The organism is Streptomyces bambusae, from assembly GCF_020532645.1.
GTDB lineage: Bacteria > Actinomycetota > Actinomycetes > Streptomycetales > Streptomycetaceae > Streptomyces > Streptomyces bambusae.
In genome coordinates, this window is sequence record NZ_JAJAUZ010000043.1 from 37,241 (window position 1) to 56,690 (window position 19,450).

Consider the following 19,450-nt stretch of genomic DNA (forward strand, 5'->3'; position numbering starts at 1 on the left):
CCGCCGGGACCCTCTCAGGGTCCCGGCGGCCGCCCTCGTCGTACCGGTGGCTCAGCCCTGGCGGGCCGGGCCGAACCAGGTGGTGAGCGCCGCCCGCAGCGCCGCCGCGTCCGGCTCCTCGCCGGGGTGCGCCGCCCAGGCCACGTGCCCGTCGGGACGGACCAGGACCGCCGCCGGAGCCGGCACCTCGTCGATCGACGGGACCGGCCAGGCCTCCTCCTCGGCGACCGCCTCGACGTAGTCGACCCGGTCCGCCCAGCCCTTGGCCACCGCCGCCACGACGGGGTTGCCCTCCAGACCGACCAGGACCGGCCGGCCCTCGTGCAGCAGCTCGTACACGCAGGTCTCGCCGTCGGCCGTCTTCAGGTCCGCGTCCGGGACCCGGCGCCCCACCAGCGGGTGGTCGCCGTCGAGGGCGTAGCGGACGTCCAGCGCGGTCAGCATGCCCCGCAGGTGCCGGTTGACGTCGTCGAACACCATCAGCTCGCCGAAGATCTCGCGCAGCGCGTCGTGCTGCGCCCCCGGACGGGCCAGCGCCGACTGCGCCCGGGTGTTCTGCAGCACCCGCGCGCCGACCGGGTGCCGCTCGGCGTGGTAGGTGTCCAGCAGGCTCTCCGGAGCGTCTCCGCGCACCACCGAGGCCAGCTTCCAGCCCAGGTTGACGGCGTCCTGCACGCCCATGTTCAGACCCTGGCCGCCGGCCGGGAAGTGGATGTGCGCCGCGTCGCCCGCGAGCAGCACCCGGCCCTCCCGGTACCGGTCGGCCTGCCGGGCGGCGTCGTTGAACCGGGACACCCAGCGCGGGCTGTTGATGCCGAAGTCGGTGCCGGCCACCCGGACCAGGGACTCCCGCAGCTGCTCGAACGTCACCGGCTCGTCGCGGCCCACCACCCGGTCGTACTCGGAGGTGATGACCCGGAACCAGCCCGGCTCGAACGCGATCGCCGAGTAGTCGCCGGCCGGGGTGCGCCGCACCCAGACGTAGTCCTCGCGCAGCTCCGGCAGTTCGACGTCGCCGATCAGCGCCGTCATGGTGGCCGGCGTCCCGGGGAAGCCGATGCCGGCCAGCTTGCGGACCGCGGACCGGCCGCCGTCGCAGCCCACCAGCCAGCGCGCCCGCAGACTCGTCGTCCCGGCGTCTTCCGAGCCGGTCTCGACCGTCACTCCGTCGGCGTCCTGCCGGATTCCGATCACCTCGGAAGAGCGGCGGATCCGCACCCCGAGTTCCCCGGCCCATTCCTCCAGCAGCTGCTCGATCGTCGACTGCAGGATCATCAGCGGATAGGGATGCCTCGACTCCGAGTCGTCGAAGTCCAGATACATGCCGGAGAAATGACCGACCGGCTGGAGTTCGCCGGCGTCGAGAAAACGGTCGAGAATGCCGCGCTGGTCCAGGACCTCCAGGGTGCGGGAGTGGATCCCGCCGGCCCTGGATTCGCCCGTGCGGTCCGGAAGCCGCTCGACGACCATCACGTCGACGCCCGCCAGCCGCAGCTCACAGGCGAGCATCAAGCCCGTCGGCCCGGCCCCCGCGACGATCACGTCCGCGTCCATGCCGGTGTGTTCCACGTCGATCCCCCTCACTCCACTGAGCCTCTAACGTCGTTAAATCCCCCCCACGTTCACTGAACGCGGATCGGCCGGTCAAGGAACGCCGGTTCCGGTACGGGGCGCGCCGGCGGTGGACTCCCGTCCCGCCGGCGGGACGGGAAGCATGTTCCCGGACGTGAATTCACGCGACACTCGACACGGCCATTCAGAGAATTCGTCCCGCCGGCGGGACGACATACGGGTCTCCCGGTCGGCAGAGGAAGGAAAGAACGGCAATGGAATCGTCGCCGCAGGTGCTCCACCCGCGAGGTGGACAGGACGCGAACGCCCCGAAGTCGCTGGCGCAGGAAATCGCCGAGCTGTGGGGTGAATTCCTCGCCGACGGAAAGGTCGGCGTGGAGGACGACTTCTTCGTGCTCGGCGGCAACTCGCTGACCGGCATCAAGATCATCGAGCGGGTGTCGCAGGACTTCGGCGTCCAGCTGTCCGTCCGCGACTTCTACCTGGCGCAGACCCCCACCCGTGTCGCCGAGCTGATCGAGCAGGGGAGGGCGGCGGCGTGAGGCTGACGCCCGGCCCCCCGCGCGACGTCGACCTCGCCACCGTCGACCTGTTCGACCTGGACCTCTACACGGACGGCGACCCGCACCCGATCTGGGACGTCATGCGCGCCCAGGCCCCGCTGCACCACCAGGTGCTGCCGGACGGCCGCGAGTTCTGGTCGGTCACCCGGTACGAGGACGTCCGCCGGGTGCTCAGCGACCACCGCGAGTTCACCTCCGAACGCGGCACGGTCCCCACCCACCTCGGCACGGACGACCCCGCCGCCGGCGTGCTGATGACCTCCACCGACCCGCCGCGGCACACCGAGGTCCGCCGCCCGCTCGGCTCCAAGCTGACCGCGCGCGCCGTGCAGTCCTGGGAGGAGAAGATCCGCGGCACCGTCGTGCGGTTCCTCCAGCCCGCGGTCGACGGCCAGGTCTTCGACCTGGCCGAGAAGGCGCTGCTGCTGCCGGCCCTGGTCACCGGACCGCTGCTCGGCATCCCCGAGAAGGACTGGGAAGAGCTGGTCCAGCTGACCGCCATGGTCACGGCCCCCTCGGACCCGCACTTCCAGATCGGCAGCGAGGCGGCCACCCTGGCCATCTCCCACCACGAGCTGCTCAACTACGTCCGCGACTGGGTGAAGAACCACCGGGTGGCCGGCGAGGAGGACGAGAGCCTCCTGCACCACCTGATGTCCGTCCGCCCGGGCGGCGAGCCGCTGTCCGACGAGGAGATCGCCCTCGACGGCTACAGCATCCTGCTGGGCGCCAACGTCACCACCCCGCACACCGTGTCGGGCACCGTCGAGGCGCTCATCGAGCGCCCCGTCCAGTGGGACAAGGCGGCCTCCGACCTGTCGCTGGTCCCCAACCTCGTCGAGGAGGGCCTGCGCTGGACCTCCGCCGCGTGCAACTTCATGCGGTACGCGGCCAAGGACGTCGAGATCGGCGGGGGCACCATCCCGGCCGGCGGCGCCGTCGTGGCGTGGATCGGCTCGGGCAACCGGGACGAGTCCATGTTCCCGGACCCGCACACCTTCGACATCACGCGGGCCGGCGCCAAGCGGCACGGGGCCTTCGGGTTCGGCACCCACTTCTGCATCGGGGCCCCGCTGGCCCGGATGACGCTGCGCATCTTCTTCGAGGAGCTGCTCACCCGCTTCGAGTCGCTGGAGTTCGCCGGCGAGGCGCAGCACCTGCGCTCGTACTTCATCGCCGGCATGACCCACCTGCCGATCACCGGCAAGAAACGGCAGACGCCATGACCACCGCCACCGTCACCGCCCCGTCGCCGTGGTTCGTCCGGCCGCCGTCGTTCGGGCACCCCGCCCGGCTGCTCTGCTTCCCGTTCTCCGGGTCCGGGGCGTCGGCGTTCAGCGCCTGGCCGGCCGCCATCGGCGACGCCGAGGTGCTGCCCGTGCAGTTCCCCGGCCGTGAGAACCGGCTGGGGCACCCGCACTACGGCACGTACGAGAACCTCGCCGACAGCCTGGCCGAGGCCCTCGAACCCGCGCTGGACCGGCCGTACGCGCTCTTCGCACACTGTGCGGGTGCGATGCCCGCGTACGAGACGGTCCTGCGGCTCGCCGAGCGCGGCCTGCGCGGACCCGACTGCCTCTACGTGTCGGGCCAGCCGGCCCCGCACGACGCCTCGCGCGACCGGATGCTGCAGATGACGGAGCCGGAGCTGCGGGCCGAACTGGAGACGTTCCTGCGCAGCCGCGGCATAGAACCCCGGCCCGACATGGTCGACTTCGGGATGCTCGTGCTGCTGCGCGACCACGCCGCCGCGGGCGCCTACCGGCGCGAGACGCCGGTCAAGGTGGACTGCCCGATCGTCGTCCTGCACTGGCGGGACGACACCGACGTGACCCTCGAGGAGCTCGAGGGGTGGCGCCGCTACTCGGACTCGGTCGAGTTCCGGGTCGTCGACGGCGGCCACTACGACTTCATGGACGCGCCGGACGAACTGATGAGGTCGCTGGCCTCCTGGCGGTGAACCACCGCCCGCCGGCGGTGTCCGCGCCGCCCGCACCTGCCATATGCCGAGGGAACCGGAAGGAATTCGTATGAGTGGCGCAGCCGCCGATATTGCCGTCATCGGGATGTCGTGCCGGTTCCCCGGCGTGGACGGCCTGGACGACTTCTGGCGCCTGCTGGTCGACGGGGAGTCGACCGTCGGGACGTTCCCGAAGGACCGGGCACCCGGGTCCCGGTACACCGCGCACCCGGACGCGGACACCCTCGCCGCCGGCTCGTACTTCGACGCCGTCGACACCTTCGACGCCGAGTTCTTCGGCACCGGACCGGCCGAGGCCGCCGCCATGGACCCCGTCCAGCGGCTCGGCCTGGAGCTGGCCTGGGAGGCCGTCGAGGACGCCCGCATCCCCGCGGGCGCGCTCGCCGGCCGCCTCGTCGACGTGGTCGTCGGCTCCGGCCCCTCCGGCTACGACCTGCTGCGCAAGCTGTCCGGCAGCGACCGCGACGACCACTACGCGGCCCTCGGCTCCAGCGGCGCCCTGATCGCCAACCGCATCTCGGCGCTGTTCGACGCCCGCGGCATGAGCTTCTGCGCCGACTCCGGCCAGTCCTCCTCGCTCGTCTCCCTCGCGCTGACCTGCGACCGGATCAGCAGCGGCGCCGTCGACATGGCCATCGCCGGCGGCATCCACCTGATCGTCGACCCCGAGGGCGGCAGCGGCCTGGCGAACCTCGGCGCCCTGTCGCCCGAGGGCGTCAGCTACACCTTCGACGAGCGGGCCAACGGGTTCGCCCGCGGCGAGGGTGGCGCGTTCGTCGTCCTCAAGCGGCTCGACCAGGCCCTCGCCGACGGCGACCACGTGTACGCCGTGGTGCGCGGCTGGGGCGTCGGCAGCGGCGGCTCCACCACCCGGATGCCCGACCCGAGCCCCGCCGGGCAGGCCGCCGCCGTGCTGGCCGCCCTGGCCCGCGGAAACGTTTCGTTCGACAGCGTCGACTACGTCGAGGCGCACGGCACCGGCACCCGCATGGGCGACCCCGCCGAGATCGCCGGCCTGCGCGAGGTGTTCCGCGAGACCGGCCGCAGCCGCCCCCTCGCGATCGGCTCCGCGAAGACCAACGTCGGCCACCTGGAGCCGGCCGCCGGCCTGGTCGGCTTCGTCAAGACGGCCCTGTGCATCGACCGCGGCCGCCTCGTCCCGAGCCTCAACTTCCGGGCCCCGAACCCGCACATCCCGAACTTCCACGAGGACTTCGAGGTCGTCCGCGCCGCCCGCCCCTGGGAGGGCACCGCCGGCGGACCGCGCCGCGCCGGCGTCTCCGCCTTCGGCATGGGCGGCACCAACGCCCACGTCATCCTCGAACAGGCCCCCGCCGCGGCCGCCGAAACCCCCGGCGACGCCACGGCCGCCGCGCCCGCCGTCGTGCCGTGGGTGCTCTCCGGCCGCTCCCCGGCCGCCCTGCGCGAGCAGGCCGTCCGCCTGCGCGACCTGCTGGCCGCCGAATCCCCCGCGCACGCCGCGTCCGCCGCCGACATCGGCCACTCGCTGGCCGCGACCCGGCAGCTCTTCGACCACCGCGCGGTGGTGCTGGGCGGCAGCCGCGAGGAATCCCTCGCCGGCCTCGCCCTGGTCGCCTCCGGAGGCGACTCCGCGCAGGCCGTCCGCGGCACCGCCGGCGCCCCCACCGGCCCCGTCGTCTTCGTCTTCCCCGGCCAGGGCTCGCAGTGGCTCGGCATGGGACGGCAGCTGTACGCCGAGTCCGAGGTGTTCGCCCGCGCCGTCGACGAGTGCGCCGAGGCCCTGGCGCCGTACACCGACTGGTCGCTCGTGGACGTGCTGACCGGTGCGGAGGACGCCGCCTCGCTGGAGCGGGTGGACGTCGTCCAGCCCGCCCTGTTCTCGATGATGGTCTCCCTCGCCCAGGTCTGGCGCTCGCTCGGCGTCGTCCCCGACGCGGTCATCGGCCACTCGCAGGGCGAGATCGCCGCCGCCTGCGTCTCCGGCGCCCTCTCGCTCGCCGACGCCGCCCGGATCGTCGCCCTGCGTAGCCGGGCCCTCATCGGCATGGCGGACCTCGGCGGCGGCATGAGCGCCGTCGCCGCCCCCGCCGACCAGGTCGAGGAGCGCCTCGCGCAGTGGGCGGGCCGGCTCTCGGTGGCCGTCGTCAACGGCCCGGCGTCCGTGGTGATCGCCGGCGACGACGCGGCCCTCGACGAGTTCGCCGCCGCGGCCGGCGCCGAGGGCATCCGGGTCCGCCGGGTCAAGGTGGACTACGCCTCGCACTCCCACCACGTGGAGCGGATCCGCGAGCGGCTGCTCGCCGACACCGAGGCCGTCCGGCCCCGCGAGGCGGCGGTGAAGTTCTACTCCACCGTCACCGGCGGCCTGCTCGACACCCGCGCCCTGGACGCCTCGTACTGGTACGACAACCTGCGCTCGATGGTCCGCTTCGGCGAGGTCGTCGAGGGGCTCATGAACGACCACGGCGGCGTGTTCGTCGAGGTCAGCCCGCACCCCGTGCTCCAGGTCGCGATGGAGGAGGCCGCCGACCGGCTGGCCGCCCCGCCCGTCGTGGTGGGCACCCTCAACCGGCGCGACGGCAGCGCGGGCAAGGTCCTCGCGTCCCTGGCCGAACTGCACGTGCGCGGCGTCCCGGTGAACTGGAAGCCGGTGTTCGCCGCCGCCCGGCCGCGCCGCATCGCCCTGCCGACGTACCCGTTCCAGCGGCAGCGGTACTGGCTGACGGCCTCCGGGGACACCCCCGTACCGGCCGCCGAGAGCGCCGCCGCCGACGCGGGCCGCCCGGACACCGCCCCGGCCTCCGAGGCCGAGGCCCTGGTCCTGGTGTGCGCCGAGACCGCCGCCCTGATGAACGAGAAGGACGCGAACCTCACCGGCGGCGACCTCGAACTGCGGGCGGCCGAGACCTTCAAGGTCCTCGGGTTCGACTCGTCGATGGCCGTGGCCCTGCGCAACCGGCTCGCCACCGCCGCCGGCGTACGGCTGCCGGCGACCGTCGCGTTCACCTACCCCACTCCGCAGGCGCTCGCCCGCCACGTCTTCGCCCTGCTCGCACCGCAGCAGGAGGAGGAGACCGCGCCGGAGCCGGCGGTGGACGCACACCCCGAAAACCTGGAAAGCCGCACCGATGACGATCTCTACGCGCTCATCGACCGCGGCTACATGTAGGCCGTCCCTTCCGGATCCTGCCTGACCGGCGGGATCCGAGAGACGGCCCAGCCACACCTGTTCTTCGAAGCAACTGTTGGGGGAGGCCCTGGTGGAGGATGTCGACAAGCTCCGGTCCTATCTGCGACGCGCCGTCGGCGACGCGCAGGACCTGCGCGAGCGGGTGCGGGAGCTGGAGGAGTCCGCTCGCGAGCCGATCGCGGTCGTGGGTGTGGGGTGTCGCTTCCCCGGCGGGGTGACCTCCCCCGAAGGACTGTGGAGTCTCGTCTCCGGAGGCGTGGACGCGATCACCGAGTTCCCGCAGGACCGCGGCTGGGACCTCGAGTCCCTGTACTCCGCGGACCCCGAGACGCCCGGGACGACGAACACGCGCTCCGGCGGGTTCCTGCACGACCTCGCCGAGTTCGACGCCCCGTTCTTCGGCATCAGCCCGCGCGAGGCGCTGGCGATGGACCCGCAGCAGCGGCTGATGCTGGAGACCTCGTGGGAGGCGCTGGAGCGGGCGGGCATCGACCCGGCCGCCCTGCGCGGCACCGACACCGGCGTGTTCACCGGCGTCTACACCGTCGACTACGGCCCCCGCATGGGCGGCGGCGCCGCCGCCGAGGTCGAGGGCTTCTCCCTCACCGGCACCCTCCCCAGCGTAGCCTCCGGCCGCGTCTCGTACGTCCTCGGCCTGGACGGCCCGGCGATCTCCACCGACACCGCCTGCTCGTCCTCGCTGGTCACCGTCCACCAGGCGGTCCGCTCGCTGCGCTCCGGCGAGTGCACCCTGGCGCTGGCCGGCGGCGTGTCCGCGATGCCGACGCCCGGCCTGCTCGTCGAGATGGGCCGCCAGCGCGGCCTGTCCGACGACGCCCGCTGCAAGGCGTTCGCCGAGGCCGCCGACGGCACCGGCTTCTCCGAAGGCGCCGGCGTCATCGTCCTGGAACGCCTCTCCGACGCCCTCCGCAACGGCCGCAGGATCTGGGCCGTCATCCGCGGCTCCGCCACCAACCAGGACGGCGCCTCCAACGGCCTGTCCGCCCCGAACGAGCTCGCCCAGCGCCGCGTCATCCGGGCCGCCCTCGCCGACGCCGGCCTGCGCACCCCCGACGTCGACGCCGTCGAGGCGCACGGCACCGGCACCCGCCTCGGCGACCCCCTCGAAGCCGAGGCGCTGCTCGCCACCTACGGCCAGGACCGGGGCACCGGCGGCCCGCTGTGGCTCGGCTCGCTGAAGTCGAACGTGGGCCACATGCAGGCCGCGGCCGGCATCGGCGGCATGATCAAGATGATCATGGCGCTGCGGCACGGCGTCCTGCCGAAGACCCTGCACGTCGACGCGCCCTCCTCGCACGTCGACTGGAGCACCGGCGCCGTCGAACTCCTCACCGAAGCCCGGGAGTGGACCACCCCCGAGGACCGCCCGCGCCGGGCCGGCGTCTCCGCCTTCGGCATCAGCGGCACCAACGCCCACGTCATCCTCGAACAGGCCCCCGAGCCCTCCGAGCCCGCCCCCGCGCCGGCCGCGCAGGACACCCCCGCGGCCCTGCCGTGGATCCTGTCCGCGAAGTCCGCCGAGGCACTGCGCGCCCAGACCGCCCGGCTGCGCGACGCGGTCGCCGCCGGACCGGACCTCACCCCCGCCGCTGTCGGCCGCGCCCTGGTCACCTCCCGCGCCCTGTTCGAGCACCGCCAGGTGGTCGTCGGCGGCAACCGCGAGGAACTCCTCGCCGCCCTCGACGCCGCCGTCTCCGGCGACACCGGCAGCGGCGCCCGCGTCGTCACCGGCACCGCCAGGCCCGTCGGCAAGACCGTGTTCGTCTTCCCCGGCCAGGGCTCCCAGTGGACCGGCATGGGCCGCGAACTGTGGGACACCCACCCGGTGTTCGCCCGCCGCATGCAGGAGTGCGCCGACGCCCTCGCCCCGCACGTCGACTGGGACCTGCGCGAGGTCCTCGCCGACTCCGACGCCCTGGAGCGGGTCGACGTCGTCCAGCCCGTGCTGTGGGCCACCATGGTCTCCCTCGCCGAGCTCTGGCGCTCGTACGGCGTCGAGCCCGCGGCCGTCGTCGGCCACTCGCAGGGCGAGATCGCCGCCGCCTGCGTGGCCGGCGCCCTCACCATCGAGGACGCCGCCAAGGTCGTCGCCCTGCGCTCCCAGGCCATCCTGGCGCTGTCCGGACTCGGCGGCATGGTCTCCGTCGCGCTGCCCGCCGACGCCGTCCGCGCCCGCCTCACCGACGGCCTGTCCATCGCCGCCGTCAACGGCCCCTCCTCCGTCGTCGTCTCCGGCGACGTCGCCGAACTCGACGCCCTCCTCGCCGGCTGCGAGGCCGACGAGGTCCGCGCCCGCCGCGTCCCCGTCGACTACGCCTCGCACTCCGCCCACGTCGAGGCCATCGAAGGCGAACTGCGCCGCGTCCTCGCCGGCCTCACGCCGCGCACCTCCGAGGTGCCGTTCTTCTCCACCGTCACCGCCGACTGGCTCGACACCACCGTCATGGACGGCGCCTACTGGTACACCAACCTGCGCCAGACGGTCCGCTTCGAGGAGGCCACCCGCGCCCTCGCCGCGCAGGGCTTCCGCTTCTTCGTCGAGGCGTCCGCCCACCCGGTGCTGACCCTCGGCATCGAGCAGACCCTCGACAGCGCCGGCACCGAGGCCACCGCCGTCGGCACCCTGCGCCGCCACGACGGCAGCCTCGCCCGCTTCCAGCAGTCGGCCGCCGAGGCCTTCACGGCCGGCGCCGCCGTCGACTGGGCCGCCCTGTTCCCCGCCGGGACCCCGGCCGCCGACCTGCCGACGTACGCCTTCCAGCGGCAGCGCTACTGGCTGGACGCCCCGCACGAGACCACCACCGCCGGCTCCTCCGACCACCCGCTGCTCGACGCCGTCGTCGACCTGCCGCAGGACGGCGGACTCGGCGGCGTGGCCGGCAGCGGACGGCTGTCCACCGAGCGGCAGCCCTGGCTCGCCGAGCACGTCGTGCACGGCGCCGTCCTCGTACCCGCCACCGCCCTGCTGGAGCTGGCCCTGTGGGCCGCACACAAGGCCGGCGGCGAGGTCGTCGAGGAACTCACCCTGGAGAACCCGCTGGTGCTCTCCCGCACCGGCGACCGCGAGATCCGCGTCGCCGTCGACGCCAAGAGCGTCGTCAGCATCCACTCCCGCGCCGCCGGCGACACCGAGTGGACCCGCAACGCCGTCGGCGTCGTCGGCACCGCCGCCACCGCCGCGCCCGCCGCCGAACGCCTCACCGCCTGGCCGCCGGCCGGCGCCACTCCCGTCCCCGCGGACGACGCGTACGCCCGCCTGGCCGGCCTCGGCCTCACCCACGGCCCGCTGTTCCGCGGCCTGCGGCAGGCCTGGCGGCAGGGCGACGTCCTGTTCGCCGAAGCCGAACTGCCCGCCGCCGACGGCTCCGCCGGCAGCTACCGCATCCACCCGGCGCTGCTGCACGCCGCCCTGCTCCCGGCCGGCCTCGGCGACCCGGCCGAAAGCCTGCTGCCGTACCGCTTCACCGGCGTCAGGGTCACGGCCGCCGAACCGGCCGCCCTGCGGGTGCGCCTCGCGCCCGCCGGCGACGACACGCTGTCGCTGACCCTCGCCGACCAGAACGGCGCGCCCGTCGGCTCCGTCGCCTCGCTGACCCTGCGGCCCGCCGACGCCGACCGGCTCACCGCCCTCGGCTTCGACCACCGCGACGCCCTGTTCCGCTTCGACTGGCAGCCGCTCGCGGCCACCGCCGAAGCCGGCCGCTACGCCGTCCTCGGCAGCCCCGGGACGACCGCCGCCACCCTCGGCCAGGGCGCCGACGTCCACGCCGGCCTCAAGGAACTCGCCGCCGCCGGCACCGACGTCCCGCCGGTCGTCGTCACCGGCCTCGACGGCCTCGACGGCCTCGACGGCCTCGACGGTCTCGTCATCGAAGCCGGCGCCGACACGCCCACCCGCGTCGAGCAGGCCCTGCACCGGGTGCTGCACCTGACGCAGGACTGGCTCGCCGAGGACCGGTTCGACGGCTCCCGCCTGGTCTTCGCGACCCGCGGCGCCATCGGCGACGCCGGCCCCGCCGACCCCGCGGCCGCCGCCGTCTGGGGCTTCGTCCGCACCGCGCAGACCGAGAACCCGGGCCGCTTCGCACTCGTCGACACCGACGGCACCCCCGCCTCCTGGGCCGCCCTCCCGGCGGCCGCCGCCACCGGCGAAGCCCAGCTCCGGATCCGCGCCGGCCAGAGCGCCGTCCCGGGCCTGACCCGCGCCGACGCCGGCGACGGCATCCCCGCCCTCGGCGACGGCACCGTCCTGATCACCGGCGGCACCAGCGGCCTCGGCGCCATGCTGGCCCGCCACCTCGTCACCCGGCACGGCGTCCGCCGCCTGCTGCTGACCAGCCGCCGCGGCCTCGCCGCCCCGGCTGCCGCCGGCCTGCAGGAGGAACTGACCGCCGCCGGCGCCCACGTCGACATCACCGCCTGCGACGTCGCCGACCGCGCCGCCGTCGCCGCCCTGCTGGACGCCGTACCGGCCGGCCACCCGCTCACCGCGGTCGTCCACTGCGCCGGCGCACTCGCCGACGGCGTCGTGGAAGCCCTCACCGAGGAGCAGATCGGCACCGTCCTCGCCGCCAAGGCGAACGGCGCCTGGCACCTCCACGAGCTGACCCGCGGCCTGGACCTGTCCGCCTTCGTGCTGTTCTCGTCCATCGCGAGCGTGGTCGGCACCGCCGGCCAGGCCAACTACGCCGCAGCCAACGGCTTCCTCAACGGCCTCGCCGAGGCCCGGCACGCCGAAGGCCTCCCGGCCACCGCACTGTGCTGGGGCTTCTGGGCCGAACGCAGCGAGATGGTCGCCGACATCGGCGACACCGACGTGGTCCGGCTGCGCCGCCAGGGCGTCATACCGCTCGCCTCGGCGGAGGGCCTCGCCCTCTTCGACCTGGCCGTCTCGCTCGACGACCCGGTCCTCGTCCCGGCCCGCCTCGACGCCACCGCACCCGGCGCCACCTCGCCGCTGCTGCGCACCCTGACCGCCCCCGCCGCCGGCACCGGCGGCCCCGCCGCCGACGACGGCCTCGCGCAGAAGCTGCGCACGGTCACCCCGGAGGAGGCCGAAGCCCTGCTCCTGGACGCCATCCGGGCCCAGACCGCCGCCGTCCTCGGCCACCCCGACACCACGAAGATCGGCCCCGCGGCCACCTTCAAGAAGCTCGGGATCGACTCGCTCACCGCGCTGGAACTGCGCAACAAGCTGTCGGCCGTCACCGGCCTCAAGCTGCCCGCCACGCTCGTCTTCGACCACCCGAACCCGAGCGCCCTCGCCCAGTTCCTCACCGCGGGCATCACCCCCGAATCCGCCGCCCCCGAGTCCCCGGCAGCCCACCTGGCCAAGGAGATCGAAGGACTCGGCGCCCGGCTGGAGGACGCGTTCCGACAGCTCGCGGACGAGGAACAGAACACCATTTCCACCCTGCTCGGCGAGCTGCAAGGCCGAGTCCGTTCCATGGCGAGCGCCGGGTCTCCGGTCGGCATCGTCGACCAGATCAGTTCGGCATCGGCAGCAGACCTGCTCTCGCTGCTGGACAAAGAGCTCGGCTAGGGGAGACCGACCGATGACCACCAACGACAACAACGCCGACGTCCTCGAGTACCTGAGGCGCACGTCGATCGAGCTGCTCGACACCCGCAAGCGCCTCAAGGAGGTGACGGACGCCGCCTCCGAGCCCATCGCCGTGGTCGGCGTCGCCTGCCGCTTCCCCGGCGGCGCGGCCACCCCCGAAGCCCTCTGGGACCTCGTCGAGGCGGGCGCGGACGTCGTCTCGGACTTCCCCGACGACCGCCACTGGGACCTCGACGACCTGTACGACCCCTCCGGCGAGCGCCCCGGCAGCTGCTACACCCGCACCGGCGGCTTCCTCTACGACGCCGGCGACTTCGACGCCGAGTTCTTCGAGATCAACCCGCGCGAGGCCGTCGCCTCCGACCCGCAGCACCGGCTGCTCCTGGAAACCTCCTGGGAGTCCCTGGAGCGCGCCGGCATCGACCCGCACACCCTGCGCGGCAGCAACACCGGCGTCTTCGCCGGCGTCGCCTACTTCGGGTACGGCAACCACCGGCAGACGCCCGAGAACATCTCCGGCTACGCCCAGATCGGCTCGCTGCTCAGCGTGGCGTCCGGCCGCGTCTCGTACGCCCTGGGCCTGGAGGGCCCGGCCGTGTCCACCGACACCGCCTGCTCCTCCTCCCTCGTGACGGTCCACCAGGCCGTCCAGTCGCTGCGCCAGGGCGAGTGCGGCCTCGCGCTCGCCGGCGGCGTCACCGTCATGGCGATGCCGCAGGTCTACCGCGAGTTCGCCCGCCAGCGCGGCCTCGCCACCGACGGCCGCTGCAAGGCGTTCGCCGACGCCGCCGACGGCACCGGCTTCTCCGAGGGCGTCGGCATGCTCGTCCTGGAGCGGCTCTCCGACGCCGTCCGCAACGGCCGCAAGGTCTGGGCCGTCATCCGCGGCTCCGCCATCAACCAGGACGGCGCCTCCAACGGCCTGACCGCCCCCAGCGGCCCCGCCCAGCAGCGCGTCATCCGCGCCGCCCTCGCCAACGCCAAGGTCCAGGCCGGCGACGTCGACATGGTCGAGGCGCACGGCACCGGCACCACCCTCGGCGACCCCATCGAGGCGCAGGCCCTGCTGGCCACCTACGGCAAGGAGCGCGAGCCGGGCAGCCCGCTGTGGCTGGGCTCCCTCAAGTCGAACATCGGCCACAGCCAGGCCGCCGCCGGCGTCGGCGGCGTCATCAAGACCATCATGGCGATGCAGCACGGCGTGATGCCGAAGACCCTGCACGTCGACCAGCCGTCCACGCACGTCGACTGGACGGCCGGCGAGGTCGAACTCCTCACCGAAGCCCGGAAGTGGACCACCCCCGACGGCCGCCCGCGCCGCGCCGGCGTGTCCGCGTTCGGCGCCAGCGGCACCAACGCCCACGTCATCCTCGAGCAGGCCCCCGAGCCCGCCGAGCCCGCCGACGCCCCCGAGCCGGCGCCCGCCGGCGCCCGCGGCCTCGTGTCCTGGGTGCTGTCCGGCCGCTCCGAGAGCGCCCTGCGCGCCCAGGCCGCCCGGCTGCACGCGTTCGCCGCCGCCGCGCCGGACGCCCCCGCCGCCATCGCCGCCGCCCTCACCGGCAGCCGCGCCTCCTTCGAGCAGCGCGCCGTCGTCCTCGGCCGCAGCCACGACGACCTGCTCGCCGCACTCAAGACCCTCGCCGACGGCGCCGAGTCGCCGGCCGTGGTCCGCGGCACCGAGAGCAGCCCCGGCGGCACCGTCTTCATGTTCCCCGGCCAGGGCGCCAAGTGGACCGGCGTCGCCCGCGACCTCTACGACACCTTCCCGGTGTTCGCCGAGGCCCTCGACGAGGTCTGCGGCCACTTCGACGCGCACCTGCCGTTCGCGCTGAAGCCGCTGCTGCTCGCCGACGCCCCCGAGGGCAGCGACCGCACGGACGTCATGCAGCCCGCGCTGTTCGCCCTCCAGGTCGCCCTCTACCGCACCCTGACCCGCTACGCCCCGCAGCCGGACCGCCTCATCGGCCACTCCGTCGGCGAGATCGCCGCCGCCCACGTCTCCGGCGCCTTCGGCCTCGACACCGCCACCCGCATCGTCGCCGCCCGCGGCCGCGCCATGCAGGCCGTCACCGAGCGCGGCGCCATGCTGGCCGTCCGCGCCTCCGAGACCGAGGTCACCGCCCTGCTCGGCGGCTACACCCGGGTCGGCATCGCCGCCGTCAACGGCCCCGAGTCCGTCGTCGTCTCCGGCCTGCGCGACGAGGTCCACGACCTGCGCGACCGGCTCGTCGCCGACGGCCGCTCCGCCAAGCTGCTCCCGGTCGACCACGCCTTCCACTCCCCGCTGATGGACCCGATCCTCGCGGAGTTCGAGGCCGCGCTGCCCGCCTTCCCGGCCGGCGGCGAGCTGACCATCCCGATCGTCTCCACCCTGCTGGGCCACGAGGCCACTCTCGCGGACCTCACCTCCGCCGCGCACTGGATCAGCCACGTCCGCGCACCCGTCCGCTTCTACGAGGCCGTCGACCGCGCCCGTACCGCCGGCTCGCAGGTGTTCCTGGAAGTCGGCCCCGGCCCCACCCTGGCCGGCCTGGTCAAGGACGCGTTCGCCGGCGAGGGCATCCACGACGCCGTCGTCGTCGCCTCCGCGCGCCGCGACCGCGGCATCGCCGAGGGCCTGGCCGGCGCGCTCGCCGAGCTCCACGTCCGCGGCGGCTCCGTCGACTGGGCCGCCCTCCACGGCACCCAGCCGGCCGTGGACCTCCCGACGTACGCCTTCCAGCGCCAGCGCTACTGGATGGACTTCTTCGCGGGCACCGGCGCCGGCGACGTGTCCGCCGCCGGCCTCGACGCCCCCGGCCACCCGCTGCTCGGCGCCGCCGTCGACCACCCCGGCACCGGCGAGACCGTCCTGACCGGCCTGTGGTCGCTGCGCACCCACGAGTGGATCGCCGACCACACCGTCTTCGACTCCGTCGTCGTCCCCGCCACCGCCTACATGGACCTGGCGCTGTGGGCCGGCGAGCAGGCCGGCACCGGCACCGTCGAGGAACTGTCCCTCGAAGTCCCGCTGATCCTCCCCGACACCGGCGACGTACAGGTGCGCGTCGTCGTCGGCGCCGAGGACGAGACCGGCCGCCGCTCCCTCGACGTGTACTCGCGCCCCGCCGCCGACACCGGGGACGCCCCGGCCGGCTGGACCCGGCACGCCATGGGCAACCTGGCGCCCACCGCCCCGCAGTCCGCCGACTGGGCCGCCGACACCCGCGCCCTGGCCGCCTGGCCGCCGGCCGGCGCCCGGCAGATCCCCTTCGACGGCCTCTACGACTCCCTCGCCGACGGCGGCTTCGACTACGGACCGCTCTTCCGCGGCCTGCGCGAGGTCTGGCAGCAGGGCGACGACCTGTTCGCCCTCGCCACCCTGCCCGACGGCGCCGACGGCGGCTTCGCCCTGCACCCGGCGCTCATCGACACCGTGCTGCACGCGGTCGTCGCCGGCGGCGTCATCACCGTCACCGGCGACCAGGGCTGGATGCCGTTCTCCTGGTCCGGCGTCACCCTCGCCGCGCCCTGCGGCCCCACCGTCCGGGTCCGGCTCACCCCCGCCGGCGAAGGCGTCGTCTCCCTCGCCATCGCCGACGAGCAGGGCCGCAAGCTCGCCCACGTCGACGCGCTCACCTTCCGCCCGGCCAGCGCCGAGCAGGTGCGCGCCGCCCGCGGCGCCCAGGACCGCCCGCTGTACGTGCTCGACTGGCGCCCGGCCCCGCAGGCCGAGCCCGCCGCCACCGCCGACTGGGCCCTGATCGGCGCGGCCGAAGGCCAGGCCGGCACGATCGCCGAGACCGCCGGCGGCGCCCCGGTGCACGCCTCCCTCGACGCGGCCCTCGCCGCCGGCGAGGCCCCCGCGCACCTGGTGCTCGTCCTCGACGACACCACCGAAGGCACCGCCCACGGCACCGACGCCGCAGCCGACCCGCTGACCGCCGTCGCCGGCGCCGCCAAGCACGTCCTCGCGCAGGTCCAGCAGTTCCTCGCCGAGGACCGGCTCGCCGCGTCCACCCTCGTCGTCCTCACCCGCCGGGCCCAGCCCGCCGGCGCCGGCGACACCGTCGAGAGCCTGCCCGGCGCCTCCGTCTGGGGCCTGGTCCGCTCCGCGCAGACCGAGCACCCCGGCCGGTTCCGCCTCCTCGACACCGACGGCGACACGGCCTCCCGCGCCGCCCTGCCCGAGGCCCTCGCCCTCGCCGAGGACCAGCTGGCGCTGCGCGGCGGCGCCGCCCTCGTCCCGCGGCTGGCCCCGGCCGCGCCCTCGGACCAGCAGCTCGACCTGCCCGCCGACGGCGCCCACCGGCTCGCCATCCCGCAGGCTGGCACCCTGCAGAACCTCACCTGGGTGCCGTGCCCCGAGGTCGAGGCGCCGCTGCAGCCCGGCCAGGTCCGCATCGCCGTCGAGGCCGCCGGCCTCAACTTCCGCGACGTCACCATCGCCCTCGGCCTGATCGACCGCACGGCCTTCGACGACGGCCTCGGCAGTGAAGGCGCCGGCCTCGTCCTGGAGGTCGCCGACGACGTCACCTCCGTCGCCCCCGGCGACCGCGTCACCGGTATCTTCCCCGGCTCCTTCGCCCGCACGGCCATCGCCGACCACCGCCTGGTGACGACGTTCCCCGAGGACTGGAGCTACGCCGAAGCGGCGTCCATGCCGAGCACCTTCCTCACCGCGTACTACGCCCTCTTCCACGTCCACAAGCTGCAGAAGGGCCAGCGGATCCTCATCCACGCGGCCGCCGGCGGCGTCGGCACCGCCGCCGTCCAGCTGGCCCGGCAGGCGGGCGCCGAGATCTACGCCACCGCCAGCCCCGCCAAGTGGCCGGCCCTGCGCGCCATGGGCCTCGCCGAGGACCACCTGGCTTCCTCCCGCGACCTGGACTTCGTCGAGAAGTTCCTCGCCACCACCGGCGGCACCGGCGTGGACGTCGTCCTCAACTCCCTCGCGCACACCTTCGTCGACGCCTCGCTGAAGCTGCTCCCCGGGGGCGGCAAGTTCATCGAGATGGGCAAGACCGACATCCGCGACCCGCAGCAGATCGCCGACGGCCACCCCGGCGTCGACTACGAGGCCTTCGACCTCTACGGCTCGGCCGGCCCCGAGGCCCTCCAGGCCATGTTCCGCGAGGTCATGGCCCTGTTCGCCGACGGCGGCGTCCGGCTCACCCCGGTCTCCGTGCGCAGCATCCGCGACGCCCGCAGCACCTTCCGCGAGATGAGCCAGGGCCGCCACGTCGGCAAGCTCGTCTTCGACCTCGGCAGCGGCTTCGGCGGCGGCACCGTGCTCGTCACCGGCGGCACCGGCGGCGTCGGCTCCCTCGTCGCCCGCCACCTCGTCGCCGAGCACGGCGTCCGCAGCCTGGTCCTCGCCAGCCGCAGCGGCACCGCCGCCGCCGGCGTCCCCGAACTGGTCGCCGACCTCGAAGCGGCCGGCGCAGCCGTCCGCGTCGCCGCCCTCGACATCGCCGACCGCGACGCCGTCGCGGCCCTGCTCGCCGACATGCCGGCCGGCCACCCGCTGACCGCCGTCGTGCACGCGGCCGGCGTCCTCGCCGACGGCACCGTCGAGTCGATGACCCCCGAGAGCATCGACCACGTGCTGCGCGCCAAGGCCGGCGGTGCCCTCGTCCTGCACGAGCTGACCCGCGACCTGCCGCTGTCCGCGTTCGTCCAGTTCTCCGCCCTCGCCGGCACCGTCGGCACCGGCGGCCAGGCCAACTACGCCGCCGCCAACGGCTTCCTCGACGGCCTCGCCGTCCGGCGCCGGGCGGCCGGCCTGCCCGGCAGCTCGCTGTGCTGGGGCTGGTGGGCGCAGAGCAGCGGCATGACCGGCGAACTCGACCAGGCCGACTTCAACCGCCTGCGCCGGATGGGCATCGAGGCGATGCCCACCGACGAGGCCCTCGGCCTGTTCGACACGGCCGTCACCTCCGACCGGGCGGTCCTCGTCCCGGCCCGCGTCGACGTCGCCGGGCTGCGCAGCCGGCCCGCCGACGAACTGCCCCTGCTGATGCGCGGTCTCGCCGAAGGCGGCCGCCCCCGCCGCAGCCGGGCCGCCGGCGCCCAGGACGGCGGCGGCATCGCCATCGCCGCCCGGCTGGCCGCCCTGCCCGCCGACGAGGCCGAGGCCGCCGCCCTGGAGTGGATCCGCGACCAGGTCGCGATCGTCCTCGGCCACCCGTCCGGCGCGGCCGTCGACCCCGAACTCGCCTTCACCACCCTCGGATTCGACTCGCTCACCTCGGTCGAACTCTGCAACCGGCTGGCCGCCGCGACCGGACTGCGGCTGCCGTCCACGCTCGTCTTCAGCTACCCCACCCCCCACGAGCTGGGCCTCCACCTGCTCGGCCTGCTGCGCCCCGAGCAGGACGCGAGTGCGGACGGCGACGCTGAGATCCGCGAAGTGCTGCGGAACATCTCGATCGACAGCCTGCGCAGCGCCGGCCTCCTGGACCTGGTGCTCGCGTGCGCCGCCCCGTCCGCCCCCGAGGCCGACGGCCCCGCCGCGGACGCGGACACCGCCGCGGACGGACTGTCGGACATGGACCTCGACGCGCTGCTCGACCTGGCTCTGGATGAGAAGAGGTAAC

At 74.6% G+C, this 19,450-nt stretch carries 6 protein-coding genes and 1 pseudogene; 6 read left to right on the forward strand and 1 reads right to left on the reverse strand.

Annotated elements, in window-relative coordinates; all coding sequences use genetic code 11:
• Nucleotides 1-51: 51 nt before the first annotated feature.
• Nucleotides 52-1,569 (reverse strand): FAD-dependent monooxygenase, encoded by a 1,518-nt coding sequence (locus tag LG634_RS26105; RefSeq protein WP_226736918.1) that lies wholly within the window; start codon nt 1,567-1,569, stop codon nt 52-54.
• A gap of 257 nt (nt 1,570-1,826) precedes the next feature.
• Here LG634_RS26105 and LG634_RS26110 point away from each other — a divergent pair, with 257 nt between their 5' ends.
• The 6 genes and pseudogenes from LG634_RS26110 (at nt 1,827) to LG634_RS26135 (ending at nt 19,449) form a co-directional block, all read left to right on the forward strand.
• Complete coding sequence (locus tag LG634_RS26110; RefSeq protein WP_226736920.1) at nt 1,827-2,114, forward strand: phosphopantetheine-binding protein; 288 nt, start codon at nt 1,827-1,829, stop codon at nt 2,112-2,114.
• Entirely contained in the window at nt 2,111-3,361 is a 1,251-nt protein-coding gene (locus LG634_RS26115; RefSeq protein WP_226736922.1) for a cytochrome P450, read from the forward strand. The genes LG634_RS26110 and LG634_RS26115 overlap by 4 nt, the downstream gene beginning before the upstream one ends.
• Nucleotides 3,358-4,095 (forward strand): thioesterase II family protein, encoded by a 738-nt coding sequence (locus LG634_RS26120; protein ID WP_226736924.1) that lies wholly within the window; start codon nt 3,358-3,360, stop codon nt 4,093-4,095. Before LG634_RS26115 ends, LG634_RS26120 begins: the two co-directional genes overlap by 4 nt.
• A gap of 70 nt (nt 4,096-4,165) precedes the next feature.
• Nucleotides 4,166-7,267: a type I polyketide synthase gene (locus tag LG634_RS26125; RefSeq protein ID WP_226736926.1), complete on the forward strand. Its 3,102-nt coding sequence runs from the start codon at nt 4,166-4,168 to the stop codon at nt 7,265-7,267.
• Nucleotides 7,268-7,388: 121 nt separating this feature from the next.
• Nucleotides 7,389-12,851, forward strand: a pseudogene (locus tag LG634_RS26130) (type I polyketide synthase); the annotation flags it as partial.
• Nucleotides 12,852-12,864: 13 nt separating this feature from the next.
• Entirely contained in the window at nt 12,865-19,449 is a 6,585-nt protein-coding gene (locus tag LG634_RS26135; RefSeq protein WP_226736930.1) for a type I polyketide synthase, read from the forward strand.
• Nucleotide 19,450: the final 1 nt, after the last annotated feature.